Annotated in this window: 22 protein-coding genes; 4 read left to right on the top strand and 18 right to left on the bottom strand. The window is 30.4% G+C overall.

What is annotated here, in order from left to right; translation table 11 throughout:
- Positions 1-107: 107 nt before the first annotated feature.
- Both RSA29_RS12395 and RSA29_RS12390 read right to left on the bottom strand, forming a co-directional pair.
- Positions 108-614 (bottom strand): hypothetical protein, encoded by a 507-nt coding sequence (locus tag RSA29_RS12395; RefSeq protein WP_346933394.1) that lies wholly within the window; start codon positions 612-614, stop codon positions 108-110.
- Positions 615-660: 46 nt separating this feature from the next.
- Positions 661-1,467, bottom strand: coding sequence for an SDR family NAD(P)-dependent oxidoreductase (locus RSA29_RS12390; protein ID WP_346941990.1), 807 nt, complete (start codon positions 1,465-1,467; stop codon positions 661-663).
- A gap of 275 nt (positions 1,468-1,742) precedes the next feature.
- Here RSA29_RS12390 and RSA29_RS12385 point away from each other — a divergent pair, with 275 nt between their 5' ends.
- Together RSA29_RS12385 and RSA29_RS12380 are read left to right on the top strand one after the other, a co-directional pair.
- On the top strand, positions 1,743-3,134 hold the full coding sequence (locus tag RSA29_RS12385; protein ID WP_346941991.1) for a hypothetical protein: 1,392 nt from the start codon (positions 1,743-1,745) through the stop codon (positions 3,132-3,134).
- A 205-nt stretch (positions 3,135-3,339) separates the two neighbouring features.
- Entirely contained in the window at positions 3,340-4,689 is a 1,350-nt protein-coding gene (locus RSA29_RS12380) for a Na+/H+ antiporter NhaC family protein (protein WP_346941992.1), read from the top strand.
- 106 nt (positions 4,690-4,795) lie between these two features.
- Here RSA29_RS12380 and RSA29_RS12375 read toward each other — a convergent pair whose 3' ends face one another.
- Complete coding sequence (locus RSA29_RS12375) at positions 4,796-5,737, bottom strand: ribonuclease Z (protein WP_346941993.1); 942 nt, start codon at positions 5,735-5,737, stop codon at positions 4,796-4,798.
- A gap of 368 nt (positions 5,738-6,105) precedes the next feature.
- Between RSA29_RS12375 and RSA29_RS12370 the strand changes: the two genes are divergently transcribed.
- The gene (locus RSA29_RS12370; RefSeq protein WP_346933389.1) at positions 6,106-7,236 is read left to right on the top strand and encodes a sodium ion-translocating decarboxylase subunit beta; all 1,131 of its coding nucleotides are present in this window, start codon (positions 6,106-6,108) and stop codon (positions 7,234-7,236) included.
- On the top strand, positions 7,236-7,364 hold the full coding sequence (locus RSA29_RS12365; protein ID WP_346933388.1) for an OadG-related small transporter subunit: 129 nt from the start codon (positions 7,236-7,238) through the stop codon (positions 7,362-7,364). The genes RSA29_RS12370 and RSA29_RS12365 overlap by 1 nt, the downstream gene beginning before the upstream one ends.
- Before the next feature lie 102 nt (positions 7,365-7,466).
- Here the strand turns inward: RSA29_RS12365 and RSA29_RS12360 are convergent, their stop codons facing one another.
- From RSA29_RS12360 to RSA29_RS12290, 15 genes are all read right to left on the bottom strand, one after another.
- Positions 7,467-8,669, bottom strand: coding sequence for a hypothetical protein (locus RSA29_RS12360; RefSeq protein WP_346941994.1), 1,203 nt, complete (start codon positions 8,667-8,669; stop codon positions 7,467-7,469).
- A gap of 19 nt (positions 8,670-8,688) precedes the next feature.
- Positions 8,689-9,480 (bottom strand): GNAT family N-acetyltransferase, encoded by a 792-nt coding sequence (locus RSA29_RS12355; RefSeq protein WP_346941995.1) that lies wholly within the window; start codon positions 9,478-9,480, stop codon positions 8,689-8,691.
- 86 nt (positions 9,481-9,566) lie between these two features.
- The gene (locus tag RSA29_RS12350; protein ID WP_346941996.1) at positions 9,567-10,670 is read right to left on the bottom strand and encodes an alkaline phosphatase family protein; all 1,104 of its coding nucleotides are present in this window, start codon (positions 10,668-10,670) and stop codon (positions 9,567-9,569) included.
- A gap of 141 nt (positions 10,671-10,811) precedes the next feature.
- Positions 10,812-11,861 carry a serine hydrolase domain-containing protein gene (locus RSA29_RS12345; protein WP_346941997.1) on the bottom strand — a complete coding sequence of 350 codons (1,050 nt, stop codon included), beginning with the start codon at positions 11,859-11,861 and terminating at the stop codon, positions 10,812-10,814.
- Between the two features lie 82 nt (positions 11,862-11,943).
- A complete protein-coding gene (locus RSA29_RS12340; RefSeq protein ID WP_346941998.1) occupies positions 11,944-12,645 on the bottom strand; it encodes a 5'-methylthioadenosine/adenosylhomocysteine nucleosidase in 702 nt (233 codons plus the stop codon).
- A 49-nt stretch (positions 12,646-12,694) separates the two neighbouring features.
- Positions 12,695-13,129 (bottom strand): GNAT family N-acetyltransferase, encoded by a 435-nt coding sequence (locus RSA29_RS12335; protein WP_346941999.1) that lies wholly within the window; start codon positions 13,127-13,129, stop codon positions 12,695-12,697.
- A 97-nt stretch (positions 13,130-13,226) separates the two neighbouring features.
- Positions 13,227-13,688 (bottom strand): GNAT family N-acetyltransferase, encoded by a 462-nt coding sequence (locus RSA29_RS12330; RefSeq protein ID WP_346942000.1) that lies wholly within the window; start codon positions 13,686-13,688, stop codon positions 13,227-13,229.
- Positions 13,689-13,763: 75 nt separating this feature from the next.
- On the bottom strand, positions 13,764-14,294 hold the full coding sequence (locus RSA29_RS12325; RefSeq protein WP_346942001.1) for a GNAT family N-acetyltransferase: 531 nt from the start codon (positions 14,292-14,294) through the stop codon (positions 13,764-13,766).
- 86 nt (positions 14,295-14,380) lie between these two features.
- On the bottom strand, positions 14,381-14,926 hold the full coding sequence (locus RSA29_RS12320; protein WP_346942002.1) for a GNAT family N-acetyltransferase: 546 nt from the start codon (positions 14,924-14,926) through the stop codon (positions 14,381-14,383).
- Between the two features lie 47 nt (positions 14,927-14,973).
- Positions 14,974-15,453 carry a GNAT family N-acetyltransferase gene (locus tag RSA29_RS12315; RefSeq protein ID WP_346942003.1) on the bottom strand — a complete coding sequence of 160 codons (480 nt, stop codon included), beginning with the start codon at positions 15,451-15,453 and terminating at the stop codon, positions 14,974-14,976.
- Between the two features lie 21 nt (positions 15,454-15,474).
- The gene (locus RSA29_RS12310; RefSeq protein WP_346942004.1) at positions 15,475-16,038 is read right to left on the bottom strand and encodes a GNAT family protein; all 564 of its coding nucleotides are present in this window, start codon (positions 16,036-16,038) and stop codon (positions 15,475-15,477) included.
- A gap of 60 nt (positions 16,039-16,098) precedes the next feature.
- Entirely contained in the window at positions 16,099-16,953 is an 855-nt protein-coding gene (locus tag RSA29_RS12305; RefSeq protein WP_346942005.1) for a GNAT family N-acetyltransferase, read from the bottom strand.
- A 71-nt stretch (positions 16,954-17,024) separates the two neighbouring features.
- A complete protein-coding gene (locus RSA29_RS12300) occupies positions 17,025-18,062 on the bottom strand; it encodes a S66 peptidase family protein (protein ID WP_346942006.1) in 1,038 nt (345 codons plus the stop codon).
- A 93-nt stretch (positions 18,063-18,155) separates the two neighbouring features.
- Positions 18,156-18,305: a hypothetical protein gene (locus RSA29_RS12295; protein ID WP_346942007.1), complete on the bottom strand. Its 150-nt coding sequence runs from the start codon at positions 18,303-18,305 to the stop codon at positions 18,156-18,158.
- Positions 18,302-19,105 (bottom strand): hypothetical protein, encoded by an 804-nt coding sequence (locus tag RSA29_RS12290; protein WP_346942008.1) that lies wholly within the window; start codon positions 19,103-19,105, stop codon positions 18,302-18,304. Before RSA29_RS12290 ends, RSA29_RS12295 begins: the two co-directional genes overlap by 4 nt.
- Positions 19,106-19,158 lie beyond the last annotated feature (53 nt).

The raw sequence follows: 19,158 nt of genomic DNA, 5'->3' as shown, positions 1-19,158 counted from the left end.
ACAATATAATCCACATAAACCCTAATTTTCTATTAACTATTGATTAAAATATCAATCTACAATAAAAAGTATATTTTAAGTGCACCGTTTCATTATTCCACAACAGTTTACTCACCCTTCAATACATCTAACAATTTAATATCCATACCCCTACTCAAATCCTCTAGCTTGTCTACCTGTTCCCCTGCTAACTTACCCATAGAGTATCCCTTACATGCCAAAATCACACCATCCATACTACTAATATATTTCTTGTGAATAAAATTAATTTCATCACTATGCTTCAATCCTTCTGCTTGATTTTTTAAATCAACTAATTTATTTATACCCTCTTCTGTAATTTCATCTTTCTTCATGTCATCTACAATCTTATATGCATCTCTGGATATATCCTTTACATCCATTGTATATGCAAAATCTGTCTTATATCTGCTCATTTCATAAGTTATAGATTTTTTTGCTATAAATATGTTGTAACAAGATATTCCAACTGTTAGCAAAAGAATTATTGCTATTATAGTTTTAAAAACTCCTTTAAGTACTTTAATCACTAATATAAGTAACCCTACTCCCACCAGTAATAGAACAATGTTGTCTGTTGTAAATCCTGTCATATCCATTTCCCCTCACTTATAAATTATTAATAGACCTTATATAATACTACTCAATAAGCACTCTCTTATTCTTACTAAATTTTGCTGTAATAAACCTTCGAGTAACCTTAAAAGTTGTTAGCCACTGAATATGAGCATTGTTTTTCCCATTTTTCAGCATCCTAGGTACAAGAAATTTTGCTACAGTTTCTGGTTTATCGCCAAGTATATTGAATATCTTCTTAAAACTTTCTTCCTCTATGGCTTTTGAGTCACTTCCATCTGGAGATTTTGTTATAAAATCAGTGAGCATCATACCAGGTGATAACCTTCCAATTTTCACCGATGTATCTGCGAGTTCCTTAGCTAAAGCTTTTGTAAAATAAGTAACGGCTCTCTTCGATGTACCATATAGAATTGTTTTCTCAATCATCCTGCCATCTGAACCTAATCCCTCCATATTCCAAATCTGTCCATCGCCTTGTTCAATCATGTACTTAGCCGCTATCTTTGAACCATAGATTACCCCTTTAATATTAGTGTCTATAACTTGCTCAACAAATCTGTCCTCAGTATTCCAAAGCAATTCATATGAACAATTTTTACCAGCATTATTAATCCAAATATCTATATTTCTCCATCTATCTTTAGCTTGAAACCAAATTCTTTCAATTTGAAACTTGTCCATAACATCGCAAATCAAAAATTGAACTCTTCCTTTATGCTCAATTAATTCTTCCTCACACTTTATCAATGACTCTTCTGTTCTTCCACATACTGTGACATTACATCCTGACTTTAAAAATTCCCTCGCCATTGAAAGCCCTATGCCCCTTGTACCACCAGTAATAATAACATTTTTCAATACAATCACTTCTATCTTCCCCTCTATTTTTCTTATTTATATTGTGACTTTCACTATTGTCCATGTCTCACTTATTATTGTAAAGATTTGTATATATTAGATTATAATATATTTTACAACATTTAATAAGATATTTTCTAATTAAATTTTATTTTATTTTCCACCTAATTATATTCAATAATAGTAGCTAACATTTCTCTTGTTTATTTTGTAAATTTTAACACTAAATAAGTGTGAATCCATATTATATATTAAACTAAGATAAAATTAACAGGAGGCTACAAATGATTGGTCTAACTTCAATACACTATATTTACTTAATTTTCATATTAATAATTTTAATTGCCATGATTAAAAAAAGAGATGTATCCTTAATTTGTATTATAGGTATATTTATAATTGCATTAATTAGTACTAAATCTATTCCTCTATCGGTCATTAGTCTATTTAATGGTTTTATATATGCCATAACAGAGCTACTACCAACAATTCTTATTATTTCAATAATAGCAGCATTAAGCAAAATTTTGAGATATACAGGAATTAATAGAGTTATGATAAGTCCATTTGCCAAACTTATTAAAAATGATTTCATGGCTTTTTGGATAATTGGTTTAATAATGATGGTTGCTTCCTACTTCTTTTGGCCATCCCCAGCAGTAGCTCTAGTTGGAGCGGTTCTCGTACCTGTAGCTATAAAAGCCGGTCTTCCTGCAATAGGTGCTGCAATAGCAATGAACTTATTTGGTCACGGCATAGCACTTTCCACTGATTTCATTATCCAAGCTGCGCCTAAATTAACAGCAGATGCAGCTGGTGTTTCAGTTCAATCTGTTGTTGCTGCAAGCGTTCCTCTAATAATTGTAATGGGACTTGTAACCACTATTACAGCTTTTATAATGTTAAAACGTGATATGAAAAATGGTACTCTCGAAAACTTAGTTTATGATGAAAAATTAGATGAAGAGGATGAAATAAATGAATTAGTTTTATCCAACGGTTGGAAGATTGCATTTGCTATACTAGTTCCAGCACTTTTTATTGTTGACGTGTTTATTATGATATCTCTTGGTCTAAAAGGTGGCGATGCTACAGCTTTAATTGGTGGTACAACACTATTTTTATTGATGGCTATAGCTATAAAAACTTATAAAAACAGTTCTCTTGAAGAATTAACTACCCACTTTGTATCAGGGCTACAATTTGCATTTAAAGTTTTTGGTATAGTTATACCAATTGCAGCATTCTTCTATATTGGAGATAGTGGATTTTTAACTATTATAGGAAAATTCTTACCTGAAGGCTCCTTAGGCATAGTAAATGATTTAGGGTTTGCTTTATCTCAAACAGTTCCTCTAAATAATATATTCAGTGCCTTTACTGTAACAGGTATAGGCGCAATTACTGGCCTTGATGGCTCAGGATTTTCCGGAATATCCCTTGCTGGATCAACTGCTAAGCTATTCGGAACTGCAACAGGTGCAAGTATACCTACTTTAACTGCACTAGGCCAAATAGCCGCAATTTGGGTTGGTGGTGGAACTATAATTCCTTGGGCAATCATTCCAGTATCTGCAATTTGTAAAGTATCTCCTTTTGAACTGGCAAAACGAAACTTTAAACCAGTAGTATTAGGATTGATTGTTACATCTCTATTTGCACTATTTCTATTATAACTAAATTTAATTAAACTATTTAAACCTATGTGTTGAATGACTGTTTAAAATGAACTTTACATCATCTAAGACATAGTCTAATCTATAAACCTAAATAAAGATGTTATCTTAATTTTGCTTAGATAACATCTTTACTTTATTAGTTGAATATTCGTCCTATTAAGGTTAATATATATAATGATTTAAAATTAATGGAGGTATATATATGGATGTAATCTTAGGACTTATTCTATCTACCATAATATTTATTTTTAGTGTTATCAACGGTGTTGACACTTTAATTCCACTATCTACTGTTTTACTAATATTTTTTATTATATCCCTTAAAAAAGGTATTACCTTCAAATCTAGCATTAAAAACTTACTTAACGGCGGTAAAAAATCCTTAGGTGTCTTACAAATTTTCGTATTAATTGGTTCCATCGTATCCCTCTGGATGATTTCTGGCACTGTACCTTCCATCGTATATTATGGTATTAACCTTATCCACCCTAATCTATTTGCTATCAGTGCCTTTATACTTTCGGCTTTAATTTCAATGCTTCTTGGAACCTCTTTTGGCACAATTGGCACTGTTGGAATATCTTTAATGGTAATGGCAAGGGCTGGTGGTGGAAACATATATGTTATAGCTGGTGCTATCCTTTCTGGAGCATATTTAGGGGACAGGTCTTCACCAATGTCTTCAAGTGCAAATCTTGTAGCATCAATAACAGACACAAATCTATATGATAATATAAAAAATATGATTAGAACCTCTATAATTCCTTTAACCTTAAGCTGCATACTTTACTTAGTTTTATCGATAATAAATCCAGTAGACTACGGCAGCTCAGATATTTTAATTCAGCTTACAAATAATTTTAATATAAATCTTATTGTACTACTTCCAGCCTTAATAATTATAGTACTTTCATTATTTAAGGTGGATGTTAAAACCTCTATGTACATAAGTATGTCAGTAGCTGCTGTTATCGCCTTTGTAATTCAAGGTGAAACAATAATATCAATATTAAAAACAGCTATATTTGGCTTTAGCTTGCCCGTAGATAACTCACTTCACCACATTATTAAAGGTGGTGGTATTGTATCTATGATAAAGCTTGTTATTATCGTATTTCTTTCTTCAGCATTAACCGGAATTTTTGAAGGAGCAAATATGCTTAGTTTTATTGACTTAACCCTATCCAAAATCGAAAATCGTAGCATGCTATTTTTAACTACTATAATTACAAGTATTATAAGTGCTATGGTTGGTTGTACACAGGTTCTTGCTGTTATGCTTACAAACATGACCCTTGGAAAAACTTATGAACGGCTTGGATTTGATAAAACTATACTTGCACTTGATTTAGAAAACACTGCCATTGTAATCGCTCCGCTAATTCCTTGGAATGTTGCAGTGCTTGTACCTCTCACAACCCTTGGCGTTGATGCAAGAGCTATTTTATTTGCTTTCTATTTAATGTTTATACCTATATTAAATTTAATTTATATATATATTAAAAGTAGTAAGTTAAATAAAACTTCTACATTCAACGATGAAGTATGTTAATACTACAATAAATCTTCCATAAGGAAAGGTAGCTTACTTCGCTACCTTTTCTTATTCATATTTTTAACAACTAGAGATACCCTCATTTTACTCTAATTCATGTTGTTCAATCTATAAAGCTTAAACTCCTTACCAATCTATCTTCTCCTATTATTGTATTACTAAATACAGACTTTGCATTGTGTACAAATTCATTTGCATCTAACATAGCTGGACTAAAATGAGTTAATAATAATTCATTAACCTGACCATCTTTAGCTAAAGTTGCCGCTTCCCTATATGTCATATGTTTATTTTTTATAGCCTTATCCATATCTTCATCCTTGCCATATGTACCTTCACATATAAATAAATCGCTATCTTCTATAAAACTAGGTATTGTGTCTAAGGGTCTGCTATCCGTTACTAAACTAACTTTAATTCCTTTTCTTTCATCTCCTAAAACCATATATCCATTATACTCTTTGCCTTCATGTATCACCCGCTCTTCTTTCTGTAACTTGCTCCATATAACTTTAGGCACATGATTTTTCATTGCCTTTTCAACATTAAATTTTCTATCTCTATTAAAGTACATACTATAACCGATACACGGTGATGAATGCTCTAATTCTATAGTCTTTAAAATTACATGCCCTTTCTTTTCATTGCTTACATACAACCCATCCTTATTAAGACTTAATTCAACTACAGACAGATTTTCTATTATCTTGATTTCATAGGGTAGATATTTTGCTATTACTCTAAGACCATTTACTATTTCCGTAATTCCTTCTGGCCCTATAATTGTTAGTGGCGTATCTCTCCCACTATTACCTATTGTAGAAAGTAATCCTGGCAGTCCAACGATATGATCTCCATGATAATGCGTTATACATATTACATCTATTGTTTTAAATCCCCATCCAATAATTCTCATAGCAACCTGTGTGCCTTCACCGCAATCTATAAGTATCTTTCTTCCCTTGTAACTTAATAAAGTTGCAGAAAGACCTCTAAATGGCATAGGCATTCCACCCCCACAACCTAATAAACAAATGTCCAACATATTACTCACCCAACCCTTTCTCAATATTAAATCACTTAATATATTACCCCATTTAATTACTGTTAACCTATTTTTTATAAGTACATACAATTAAACACAAGAATATTTTACATTGTATTACATATTATCGGTGTATTAAAAAATAATTTGTTAATTTCTTGTTTTTTGTAGTGTATTTTTGCTCTATATGTTATAAAATAACTATGGGTGAAAAAAATCATTAAAATTATATTTTACAATTTTTAATTCATTTTTCTAATTTATCAAAAATATTAATTAAAATTATTAATTTGGATTAATGTGAAATTTTTTTCTACGGATTTTACATTCGCTTAATATAACTTATTTACATAACAGGGGGGTTTATTATGGATTTTCTATTAAACGGGATAATGAATATGACTTGGCAACAAGGAATAATGTGGTTCATTGGTGCAGGACTAATATGGCTTGCTATCAAAAAGGGATTTGAACCAGCACTTTTATTACCAATGGGTTTTGGTGCTATACTTGTAAACATACCACTATCAGGAGCTGTTACCCAAACCATTCATGGTATTGCTGAAATAGGTATAATTGATAACCTATTTAACATGGGTATCGCCAATGAACTATTTCCACTAATATTATTTATTGGTATTGGAGCTATGATTGATTTTGGTCCACTACTTACAAACCCAAAAATGCTTTTATTTGGAGCTGCCGCACAATTCGGTATTTTCTTTACAATAAGCTTAGCAGCATTATTAGGTTTTCCTTTGAAAGATGCTGCATCAATAGGTATTATTGGTGCTGCTGATGGCCCTACTTCAATATTTGTTGCTAACTTCTTTAAGAGTAACTATATTGGACCTATAACTGTGGCCGCTTACTCATACATGTCATTAGTTCCTATTATCCAGCCTTTTGCAATAAAGCTTGTGACAACAAAAAAAGAAAGACAAATAAGAATGACATATAATCCTTCTTCAGTTTCTAAAACAGCAAAGATACTATTCCCAATAGGAGTTACTATGATTTCTGGTCTTATAGCACCTACATCTGTGGCTCTAATAGGATTCTTAATGTTCGGTAACTTAATTAGAGAGTGTGGAGTTCTTGAAAGATTATCTTCTACTGCACAGAATGAATTAGCAAACCTAGTAACATTACTTCTTGGTATTACAATAGCTTCTAAAATGAAAGCTGAGTTTTTTGTTACTTCGACTACTTTTATGATTATTGGACTTGGACTAATAGCCTTTGTTTTTGATACTATTGGTGGAGTATTATTTGCAAAGTTCATCAATCTTTTCTCAAAGCAAAAAATCAATCCAATGGTAGGTGCTGCTGGTATTTCAGCATTCCCTATGTCTGCTAGAGTAATTCAAAAAATGGGACAAAAAGAAGATCCACAAAACTTCCTATTAATGCATGCAGTAGCCGCTAACGTATCTGGACAAATTGGTTCAGTAATAGCCGGCGGATTAATCTTATTCTTAGTTGGAGGTGGAATGTAATGAATATTGACGCATTTATACAAAGTTTGGATATAATGTGGAAAGGTATGGGCGGAATTTTTGTAGTAATGCTCATAGTATTTGTATTCATAAAAGCTCTAACTTACTTTTTCCCAGGAGAAGACTAAAATACAAATTTTAAGGAACCCATTGCGGGTTCCTTTATTTTGCTTTTATTACGTTTATACTTCCTATCTAAACTTATTTTATTCATATTTAAATTAATACCCTCAGTGATTGATTCTAAAACTTCTTAAATATCTACCTTCCCCATCCACATTATGTGGTGTTGCAACAAACCCTACTTTCACTAAATATTCATTAGTGGCTCCAAAAATTTGATGCCATAATTCATTTGCTATTTCTTTCATATCTACTTCATGCCTTACTGATGTTAACCGAGATCCACTTATATTAAAATTCTCAAATACGTCTTTTACTATTGGATATATCCCATTAAGTATAGTATCTGATATTTTTTTAATAACTGTTTTATTTTCAAATGCGTGAAATACTGGAACTTTTATAACTACGGCATTATTAATATCATCAATTTCAACATATTCTAATTCCTCTAAGAATCCAGCTAACCCTTTTTCAGTCTCACTTAATTCATTATATCTAAGGTTATCACTAATAATTTTACATATTAATTCTCCACACTTATTGGCAGTTTCTCTATTCATCTCATCTACAACTTTATTGTAAGATATGTTTAAATCATGGAATGGACTTGCGTTATCAATACTTTTTTGGGTAAGTCTAAAAAACCTATACAAATCCTTCCTTGATCCATTTGAATCTCCAAAGCTATTAAATACAAATTCAGAAGTCCTATAGTTATTACTACTGCATAATAATTTATTACTATGATTTTCTACTGCTTTGCTATTTTCATAAGCAACTATTAAATAATCTCTATTTCCTGGTTGCAATTTTGAAGTGCAAAATGTATTTCTTTCTTCAAAAAATTCAAAGGCTGTGCCATCAAAAACTTTATCACAAATTATATGATAAAGTAACCGCTCATTACTGTGTTTCTTTGAACACCTAAGTTTTGCAACATTACTATATAATATATCTTTCATAGAAATTATTTTTCCCCCAATAATCTCTCCTATATTATTTATGAGGCTCTCCATATTTTTAACATCGTCCTCTAAAAACACCGGAAATTTTATTCTATAGGTATTGTCCTTAACTTCTATTGCATTAATCAATTTGAGCTCATTAATAATACCATGAATTATTTCATCATTTTCCATGTTTAAATTCTTTGCAATTTCATAATTTGATATTGAAAATGGCTCATTAACTGCAATTAAATATAATATTTCAGCTGCATATTCTTTACTTGTTACATATGCAGGATTGTAACAATCATACTCACCAATCTCTCCAAAAAAATAGAGATTTAGTTTTTTATTATTCATATTAATTTTCTCCCATATTTTATATTTCTGATATCATAGTCCACTTATCTATATCTTCAAATCCTAATTTCTTATATATTCTTCCGGCTAATGGATTATCGTAAAATAAGCATAATGTTTTTCCTTCACTTAGTAGGTCATAACATAATTTAGATAAACAGTTTGAAGTTAATCCCTTATTTCTGTTTTCTTTACTAGTTGCAACACCTACAACCATGGCTGACTTAGAGTTTTCAGCAGTAGTTTGAGAACTTGAAATTATCTTTCCATGTCCATCTTCAATATAATATATTCTTCCAAGATTACTTTCTATAGTTTTAGAAATTTTATCTTCTATACTATCTTTATCTGCACTAAATTCATTAATACTATTAATAAAATCACTTAATCTTTTTACGTCATCGATTTTTACAAGCTTTACACTACTGTCAAACGCTCTTAACAATTTATCATTTGTCAACTCACAAAAATAAGTTTCTCTTTCCTTGTAATCCTGAAAAACATCTTTAAAATCCTTCATTATACTTCTTTTCCCTGAAATCATTTTCTTACCTTCGGCTTTTTTAATCATACTTTTAAATTCATCTATATCACTATGGTACTTCTTATAATACGGAATATAACTCTCATAAAATCTTAGTAGAATTCCTGTGATATTATTCCTATCATCAAAACTTCCCCAAGTCTCCATAAATTCAGTTTCAAAACCAAAGTTTTCCACATCTCCAATTATAAATAAATTAATTGCAGCTTCCTCACTTAAAAATTCAATGACCATCTCTTTATCCTCTTCCATTAACTTTCTTATCATACCATCCACCTCTTCCTCTTAATATTTTTCAATTTTATCTGGCTTATAATTTTCCCATGAAAATCTATGTTGTTTTTTCTGAATAATTATTCACATTCAACAACTATAAGCGGCACCATCATTTCCCACTCCGTTAATCCAGCATGAACTCCAATAAACTTTTTATATTCCGCTTCTGTATTAAATATGGAAATTTCACCAATTGCTATTGCTAAATAATCTCCTAAGAAACCTTGAAATCTATTGTGCTCTTCCCCATGTCCAAAAAGTTTCTTTTCCACTACTTCTTCTCTAGATAAAAGTATAAAATCATTTCCAAATTCTTTTAAAAATTCTTCTTTAAACTTCTTGTCCATTCCTTCTTTAACGTGAAATGCAAGGGATCGTGGCTCTATAGAAGGCATCCACTTTAAACACCCAGTAATTTCTTTATAATTTGATATTAATTTATTTTTCCCATCTATATGTCCATGATCTGCCGTAATAATTAAAAGTGTATCCTTTAACTTTCCACTTACCTCTTCCACCATTTCATTAATTTTAGTTATCCAATAAATACTCTCTTCACTTGAAATCCCCTTAGTATGCATAGATGAATCTGGTTCTGGCCAGTATGTGTAAAGATACTGTTTTCCATCTTTATTACAAAGAGTTTCAACCCCCTCCATAAGCTCATATATATCGCTAATTAAATAAGTACCAAATGGTGATACTGAATGAGCCTCGGACTTTCCTATAGCTTTAATTTTATCAACTACATTCTCATAAGGAATATAACGTGACGCTACATGATAATCTGCAACCTTTTCTCCATTATCATTAGTGTTAATAAAAATATTTACATTCTCCTTAACTTCATCAAAATGCAAACTCCACCCTAGCCATGAATGTTCCATTGGTGCAAGTCCACTTTCTAGAGTCGTTGTTGCTGCTGTTGTAGTCGGTGGATATACAGATGTTATTTCATCTATCATATGTTTTCTAAGAAAACTATCCCTCGGTAAAATGCTTTCAATATTTTTGCTTCCCATGGCATCAAAAACCATAACAACTACATTTTTATAGTTTTTTTCTAAAATACAATCAAGTTTTGGTAATGTAGCATGAGTATGCTTTACTTCAAAGTGCTTTAAAACTGAGTTTGTTAGATTTAAAATACTGTGATTATAATCTGGATATGTTAATTTCATAATTTACTCCTTTTCTCCGCTAGGATGCCTTAGCATTTAATATACTTAAATCCATTTAGGCATCTGAAAATAAATAAATCAGCCCCCTCTAACACTTTGCTTATTATTTATTTTCAGATGCCTTATTTGAATTTCAAATTGCTATAAATTATTCCTATGCAACTCATCAAAAACAATTTTTTCTATAGAATCAACTGCAGATGAAAAACATTCACTTGTAATGTTAGTTATCATAATAATCTGTATATTTTCTTTAGGAAAAACTTTGCTGCATGAAAGAAATCCAGGTATTCCACCAGTATGCCATACTTTCTTTCTAGTCTTTCCACCAAGTTTTACATCATCTAAGAATAATCCATACCCATAGTAATCATTTCCAGTATAAACATGATTACTTAACATTTTATCCAAAGAATCTTTACTCAGAACCTCACCTTCAATTAGCTTCTTATTCCAGGTATATAAGTCATCCAAAGTAGAATATAAAGCCCCTGCCGCATACGGCACACTCATATCTATAAAATCACAGTTAATAAGTTGATTCTGTTCCTCATCGAATGAATATCCACTAACCCTGTTATTAATTATTTTTTTATGATTATCATACCCTGAACCATTCATGGAATATTTATTGAAAATATCTTCTTGCAAACATTCCTCATAGGTCTTTTTAGACACTTTTTCTATTATATAGCCTAATAATATATACCCAGAATTTGAGTATGAAAATTTTTCTCCCGGCTGAAAATCATAAGGTAAATATTTAAATTCTTCTATCAACTCCTCCACACTATGGTGGTTTCTCATATTTTTTGAGAACCCTTCAATTCTAGTAGAATTGAATATTCCTGAAGTATGAGTTAAAAGGTGATGAATCGTTACCTTATCCCCATTCGGGTAATCTGAGATATACTTATCTAAAGTATCCTCTAAATTTAATAAGCCCTTTTCATATAGTTTCATTATTATAACTGCTGTAAATTGCTTTGTTACAGACCCAACTCTATATTTCATTTCTGGTGCATTAGGAATATTTAATTCATAATTAGCCATGCCATAACCTTTATTTATTACCTTTTCATCTTCAAAAGAAACTAGTGTAACTCCACTAAACTTCTCTTCACCTTCAAGTTCATTAAAATAATTATTAATATGCATTTTAATATTCTCTATTATTTGTGTCTTTTCCATATGCTTTTCCCCCTCTATTATAAAATCTTTCTCATAACCACGTTGTTCATATCTATTAAAATCATCTAGTAAATTTCTCAATTTATTCACACTTATTATTAATAAGTTCCAACATATTCATTACTAATTTAGCTGAATTATCTGCAGCTATACTTTCAAAATTGTCATAGCTCTCAGTTGCATTCTCATCAGCATTATCCGAAATACTTCTAATTATTAAAAATGGGATGTTATTTATATGAGCTACATGTCCTATAGCTCCACCCTCCATCTCTACACAAAGCGGATTATATTCTTCAATTATTACATTTTTAACCTCATTATCTGATACAAAACTTTCACCTGTTACAATCCTTCCAATGTGATAATTATGCTTCTTCAAATCACTAATATCATAGGCCTTTACTGCCATATCCTTTAAGCTTTCACAAGACTTAAACTCCTCCTGGAACGGAAATAACGATTTCATTTGTCTTTTTCTTACATCATGATATGTAACATTATCTGAGATAACCACATCACATATCTGTACATTTGTATTTAAACTTCCTGCAATTCCTGTGTTAATTATTTCAGTCACATTAAACTTAGTAATTAATACTTGTGTACAACTTGCTGCATTTACCTTTCCAACACCACAAGAGCATATTACTATACTTAAATTTTTATACTTTCCCAGATAAAACTTAACACCTGCATAGATTATTTCTTCTATTATATTTACTTTAGATTTTATAAGCTCTATCTCAACATCCATAGCTCCAATTATTCCTATAGTTCTCATAACGCACCTCCAATTTCAAAATTAATCATCATATGTTTTAAATTATTCTTTAATAATCCAGTCTCATAATATGTTCACTCCCAAATACTTGTCCATTAAATTCAAATCCACAGTTTTTATAGAGTTTTACTGCATACTGGCTTTCCTTATGGACCCCAAGAAAAATCTTACTATGATATTTATCCTGTTGTATAACTTCCAAAAGCTTCTTTAATGCTTTCTTACCATATCCCCTCGACTGATAATTTTTATCAATCATCATGCGATAAATCCAATATTCACCATCATCTTCATCCACACAATACATCACAAACCCCACCATTGTGTCATCATCATAAACTGCTAATGGTATACATTCTGTTTGCACCTTAGATTGTCCTATCGAAACCGCATTAGATGTAACAAAATCAGCTTGTCCATCCTCAACCTCTAGACTAACGCAATCCCAAAAGTTTTCTTTATTAATCTCTTTGAGTAATATCATTATTTCTTCCCCCAGTTTATGTTATTTTCCTAAATCTCCAAAACATAAGAATAACCATTGTTAGTTTCTTTATACTCATCTCATCCAATATCGATTCCTAAATTTCCTTCTGCAAAATCTCTTGTTTCTTTATGTTAGCATTCTCAAAATTATGATAAAACTTCTGAGCTTCTTCATTTTCTGCAACTGTTAAAAAGTAAAAATCTATACCTACATTCTTTAAATATTTCTCCATTTCCGTAAATAGGCATTGAGCAATTTTTTTATGTCTATATTTTTTTAAAACATAAATCCAATCCACATACACTTGCCTTGATCCCGAAAATGCATAGGAGCTTAAAATACAAAAATCTAATCTACCAATAGCTTTATTATCCTCCAAGCACAATAAGGTTCTAGCATTTTGAAATTCAATGTTATTTAAACTACTTAATGTTTTTTCATAGAAATTCTCTTCTTCAAAGTTTCCATATAAAACCCCTGGTTCTGTATCTCTAGCTTCCTTTTCAAATGTAACACACTGCCTTAAGTTATCTTTATTTAATAATTCAATAATCATAATTTGTATTTAGTGATGTATATTATATTAATAATGTACATCACTAAATCTATCCCCCTTGCATACTAATTGTTATTAATTCATCTCACTTTTGATAATATTAAATTTCTCCTTAGTCATCCTTACTAAAAATATATCTTCATTATTAGTAACATGTTCAAAGCCATACTTTAGGAAAATTTTCTGAGCATTAATATTATTTATAGCAATGTCGTCTTCCATAACTTCTCCCCCATACTGGTTAAAATAATAATCTAGTATCAAATCCAAAGCCTCTTTTGCATACCCATTCCCTCTATGCTGCCACTCTAGCTTTACATTAAAGGTTGCTTTCTTATAGTCTATGTTTGATTTTCTAAAGCTAATTTCACCCACTGGTAAGCTTGACTTATTATATATTAAGAAATATTTATTTAACCCGTCTCCTGGTGAAACCATTCTTTCAAAGAAGCCATCTCTATCCTTTAACTTAAAAGGCCCACCAATCTCCCCTGTTGTCTTTACATCACCCCAAAGTTTTTCCACATAATCTAGTTCTTCATACTCTGGCTCCTTTATATAAACTAGGTCACCTTTTATTTTTAAAAATTCATTATTATTTTTCATATATTAATTCCCCTTATAAGTTTTACTTAACTATAATTAAATTCTACTTTTTTTATTTATGCCTTTGGTATACTACATTTATCTATTTAAATATATAAATCCATTAAAACCTCATCATCATAAACTCCATCTATATCAAAAAAGTTTTTATGGATTCCAACCTTTTGAAAACCCATCTTTTCATAAAGCTTCATGGCTATAGTATTACTAGCTTTAACTCCAAGGCTTATATTTTTGATGGTACCGTGATTTCTTGCATAGTTTATAAGTTCATCCATTACAGTGGTACCTATACCTAATCCCCAATACTCTTTTTTTACTGAAATAGCTAAATCCGCATTATGAGCTATTCTTTTTCTTTTTGGTGCACTAATTTGTGAAATACTTACAATCTTATCATCTATAAAACCTAAAATCATAAAAGTATTGTCATCTTCATTTACACCTTTAATATGCTCCCTTTCTTGTTCCACCGTAAGACGAAACTCATCCTTTCCAAATAGAAGGTTATCACTTTCTCCACCAACTATATTTAAATATTTAATCATAGCCTCTGCATCATCTACAGAAGGTTTTCTTAACACTAACCTTTGTTCATTTTTCAATTCTATTTCTCTCAAAATATTATTCATGTACCAATCTCCTCACGTATATCAAATGATTCTACTCAGAATTTTTATTAACCAAGTTTCATCTCCATAATTCTACTTCTAGTTTTCATATTTTCATTCTCATAAAATTTTATTGCACTTTCATTGAACTCCCATACCATTAACTCTAAACTCTCTACATTAAATTCCAACGCAAGCCTTTTTCCTTCATCAAATAAGCTTTTACCTATTCCTTGCTTTCTATAATTTTTAAGAACACATAAATCCTCCATATAAGCAACTGATCTTGGCACAAGTGCATTATTTTCACCTACATTCTTGATAGAAATAATACATAAACCTACAATAATTGAATCAATCTCTGCTAAAATTGAAATCTTTTTATCATCATTAATAATATTAATAAACTCTTCTTTAGGAATTATTATGCATATATCTTTATAAATATCAGGTCTATTCTCCACATGCAATGCATGCACATCATCCATTAAAATATTTATATCAGTAAAGTCATTAATTTCAAAATTTCTAATTACCACCTTCGACATATCTTCCTCCTTATAACTAAATTATATTGATAATGATTCACATATTTTCGATTCGCAAAATTCTGAATTTAACATATCCATGAAAACTTCATCAAATTCATTTTCACCATATATAATAGCTTTTCTTCTTCTCCCAATTTCTTTAAATCCTACCTTTTTACATAACCCTATAGCTCTTTCATTAAATGAAAAAGTTTCTATCATAACATTTCTTAAATTAAGTACATTAAATGCAAAATCTAATATTAATTTTGTTGATTCTGTCCCAATACCACTATTTCTGCAACTTGAATCTCCTATGAATATTCCAAGTACAGCATTTCTATGAATAAGATTTACTCTCATAAGCCTTATAATTCCTACCGCATTATCACTTTCTGAATCAACTATGTAAAAAGCATATCCACGCTGATTCATACTATTTAAATAATCCTTTTGTGTCTGGAATGTTATCATATCTGATATATCTCCCGTTCTTATAGACACTCTTAAATCATTACTCCACTGTGCTACTTTTTCAGTTAATCTATCATCAACTGGAGATAAGTAACATTTATCTCCCACTATTTTTTTTAAAAACTCCATTTATATTCCCCCAATTTGATAAATATATTAATCTTTATCAACCTATATTATTACTGCTCCTTAAACCATTCTATAGTCAAAATTATCTTCCAATATCTTATAACCTATCTTTGAATAAACTCCGTTGGAGATTGGGTTATTCTTATCTACAAAGAGACTACAAAACTTATTTCCCCTTTCTAGATATAGCTTACTTAAATGATAAACTACAGCTAGTCCATATCCCTTTCCACGTTCTTTGCTATTAGAATAAACTAGACTAACTGAAACTCCATTAACTAACTGCCTTGTCGTAGCTGCCATGGAAACAGGTATATGATTTTCATCTTCAAATATATAAATGCATTTATTTTCAATCCTCATTGTTAGCTTGTCTTTAAAATCTTCATAGGTCATATCCTCATTTAATGCTTCCTTAGCAAATTTAATATGCCAATCTGATATTATATTTAAGTCACTCCAAGTTGCTTCACGAAAGGTTCCTTTCGGTAATAAAATATCCTTATTTATCTCGCTTAACTCCATAACATCCATAGCTAAATATTCCTTAAACTCACAACTACTTCTTACGCTATACCATGCTATAAATTCATCACAAATCTTTTTATTAGCATTAACACCATTTATATTAGTTTCACTATCTAATAAATAGTCAACCAAAGCTCTAACTGCCTCACCTGTATTCTTCTTTAGATCACTTATTAATAAGTTATGGGGAGTTACATTACAGAAAATAATATTTACTTCACCATCATCATCTTCAACTCTTCCAAATAACATCTCTTTACTTACTGTTTTATCTTTATTTGTATAACTATTAAATAAAATCAATTGAGTTACAGCTTCTTTTTCTAATAAAATGTTCTCATTACTATCTAAAAATTTCTTAACGGTATCATATATAACTATATTCATATTAACCCTCCCCTAATTTTTTATTTCTTTCACTATATATTCCATGATTAAAGCCAATCATTAATTACATCTTACATAACTCCAGATTCAACTATACTGAATTTATTTTCATCACAATTTATTTCGCCAACAGCTCCATAAGGAATAATCATCATCGGAGCTGTATGTCCAAAGTTCATATTAATCATAATAGGTAGCTCTGTTAATCCTAGTTCTTCTCTAACTACCTTTAAAATAACACTTTTGTACTCTTCATAATACATATTGTCATAAGGCTTTCCAAAAATTATTCCATTAATACTATTCAAAATTCCTTGGGAACCATAATTTCGTAACCAATACTCAAAATATTTAGGACTTGGTTTATCCTCAGAGGTTTCTAAAAATAATATAGTATTATTCCATATTTCCTTATTTGGCCATAGTTCTGTTCCTTTAACCATCTCTAAAACCTCTATGCATCCACCTATAAGTTTGCCTGTTACACACCCTTTACCCTGTAATACTTCATAACCACTGCTTGGATAAACAGCCCTCTTTATATCTTTATTACACTCATCCCAAGGTAGATATTCACTTGTCCAATTATCAGAAGGAAAAATATTTCCTATAGTATCATTATCAAATAAAACTTTATTCACCCAATGAGATGTGTAATCATGCATCTTCACATTTTCAGCAAACTCTGCTAGCACTGAAGGACCATAAAAACTAGAAAGCCCTGCCTTTAAACACATCATGTGATTTACTGTAGTATCTGAATATCCCATGAAAATCTTAGGATTATTCCTTATTGTTTCAAAATTAATGTACGGTAGCATTCTAATACTTTCCTCTCCACCAATACATGAAAAAATAGCTTTTATGGATTTATCCTCAAAGGCCATCATAAGATCCCTTCCACGACTTTCAGGATTATTATATATATACTCAGTACCCTTCAAAGTATTTGGCATCTCCACCACGTGAAGTCCAAATTCCTCCATTAGCCTTTTCTTCCCTTGATTATATCTCCACAATATTTCCTTATCTCCAGCACCACCCCAAGATAAACTTATTGTAGCTACCTTGTCTCCTTTTTTTAGCCCTAAAGGCTTTATTAAATTCATTTAATCCCCTCCCTATAACCATTCGTTTAAATATATTTATTCTAATCAAACTCCAGTAAATAAGTTCTTTGAACCCATGTGTGGCATTGTGAATTATTTTAAATCTAAATATTTAGTATTAACTCGACCCATTATTATTGAATCTACATAAACTCCATTGCCTAAATATTTATCATATTTTAATAAACCTTCTTCTATAAACCCAAATTTTCTATATAAACTTATTGCTATTAGATTATTCAACTAATATTTTCCCCAAATAAAGAATTAAACATTTCATTTGATATCTTTGTAAATTCTTTCGGTGTTGAATACTGGTTTTTAAGATTAACACTTTCCCACGTTGCAGTCCAAATCAAATATTTATCTAAAAATAATGTATTTTTCACTTTTAAGTGACAGCCATCACGAACTAACAATCCATCCTCAGCTATTTTTTTTATATCAAAATATAACCTAGCACCTGGCTTATATTTCATTTGCTCATCCATAATAATTTCATTATTTTGCTTTGATAAGACAACAATTTCACTTGAAACTGTGCCACCAGAAAACATTATATAATCACTATAATCTTTTGGATCACCAAGCAATCTTCCGATTGGTTCCTCTTCGCAATTATAATGTTCACTTCTTAAAATATTCCAACATTTTAAACATCCATCTGTCCTAATCTTTTCCCAATTTTCTCTTGTTGTGCTATGGACTAAAACTTTGGGTTCATTTTCCCTAAGAAATGCCTCATTATAATGATGATTGCTATATGTTTCTTTTGCTTTTTCTAAATCCTGTTCCCCTACAGACAAAATTATATTTTTACAATAGCTATTCTCATATCCTATAAAATCCATCAAATTCAATTCCCATTTATCACAGTTCTTACTAATCTTCAAAGAATATACATTTGAATGACTGCTACCATTCATAATTTTATATTCTTTAGAATCTGTTAAGGCAAAAACAATCCAATCATCTGTGTATTTTTCTCCTGTAAATGGGTTAATATCTTTAGCTTCAAAACCTGTATCTGTTATATATACCATAATCTCACCACCATACAATATCTTATGTTTATAATAGATTATCTAACATTCTC

It is taken from the genome of Clostridium sp. (genome assembly GCF_036660475.1).
GTDB lineage: Bacteria > Bacillota > Clostridia > Clostridiales > Clostridiaceae > Clostridium_J.
This window is presented reverse-complemented; position numbering and strand designations above follow the sequence as displayed.

Excerpts from the sequence above, each read along its gene's own strand:
- RSA29_RS12350 (WP_346941996.1), bottom strand. The coding sequence starts at position 10,670 with ATGAAATTAACATATCCAGATTATAATCACAGTATTTTAAATCTAACA.
- RSA29_RS12320 (WP_346942002.1), bottom strand. The coding sequence starts at position 14,926 with ATGAATAATATTTTGAGAGAAATAGAATTGAAAAATGAACAAAGGTTA.
- RSA29_RS12300 (WP_346942006.1), bottom strand. The coding sequence starts at position 18,062 with ATGAATTTAATAAAGCCTTTAGGGCTAAAAAAAGGAGACAAGGTAGCT.
- RSA29_RS12370 (WP_346933389.1), top strand. The coding sequence starts at position 6,106 with ATGGATTTTCTATTAAACGGGATAATGAATATGACTTGGCAACAAGGA.
- RSA29_RS12365 (WP_346933388.1), top strand. The coding sequence starts at position 7,236 with ATGAATATTGACGCATTTATACAAAGTTTGGATATAATGTGGAAAGGT.
- RSA29_RS12375 (WP_346941993.1), bottom strand. The coding sequence starts at position 5,737 with ATGTTGGACATTTGTTTATTAGGTTGTGGGGGTGGAATGCCTATGCCA.
- RSA29_RS12310 (WP_346942004.1), bottom strand. The coding sequence starts at position 16,038 with ATGGAGTTTTTAAAAAAAATAGTGGGAGATAAATGTTACTTATCTCCA.
- RSA29_RS12315 (WP_346942003.1), bottom strand. The coding sequence starts at position 15,453 with ATGTCGAAGGTGGTAATTAGAAATTTTGAAATTAATGACTTTACTGAT.
- RSA29_RS12345 (WP_346941997.1), bottom strand. The coding sequence starts at position 11,861 with ATGGAAAAGACACAAATAATAGAGAATATTAAAATGCATATTAATAAT.
- RSA29_RS12355 (WP_346941995.1), bottom strand. The coding sequence starts at position 9,480 with ATGATAAGAAAGTTAATGGAAGAGGATAAAGAGATGGTCATTGAATTT.
- RSA29_RS12305 (WP_346942005.1), bottom strand. The coding sequence starts at position 16,953 with ATGAATATAGTTATATATGATACCGTTAAGAAATTTTTAGATAGTAAT.
- RSA29_RS12290 (WP_346942008.1), bottom strand. The coding sequence starts at position 19,105 with ATGGTATATATAACAGATACAGGTTTTGAAGCTAAAGATATTAACCCA.
- RSA29_RS12385 (WP_346941991.1), top strand. The coding sequence starts at position 1,743 with ATGATTGGTCTAACTTCAATACACTATATTTACTTAATTTTCATATTA.
- RSA29_RS12325 (WP_346942001.1), bottom strand. The coding sequence starts at position 14,294 with ATGAAAAATAATAATGAATTTTTAAAAATAAAAGGTGACCTAGTTTAT.
- RSA29_RS12330 (WP_346942000.1), bottom strand. The coding sequence starts at position 13,688 with ATGATTATTGAATTATTAAATAAAGATAACTTAAGGCAGTGTGTTACA.
- RSA29_RS12360 (WP_346941994.1), bottom strand. The coding sequence starts at position 8,669 with ATGAATAATAAAAAACTAAATCTCTATTTTTTTGGAGAGATTGGTGAG.
- RSA29_RS12380 (WP_346941992.1), top strand. The coding sequence starts at position 3,340 with ATGGATGTAATCTTAGGACTTATTCTATCTACCATAATATTTATTTTT.
- RSA29_RS12340 (WP_346941998.1), bottom strand. The coding sequence starts at position 12,645 with ATGAGAACTATAGGAATAATTGGAGCTATGGATGTTGAGATAGAGCTT.
- RSA29_RS12395 (WP_346933394.1), bottom strand. The coding sequence starts at position 614 with ATGACAGGATTTACAACAGACAACATTGTTCTATTACTGGTGGGAGTA.
- RSA29_RS12335 (WP_346941999.1), bottom strand. The coding sequence starts at position 13,129 with ATGATATTACTCAAAGAGATTAATAAAGAAAACTTTTGGGATTGCGTT.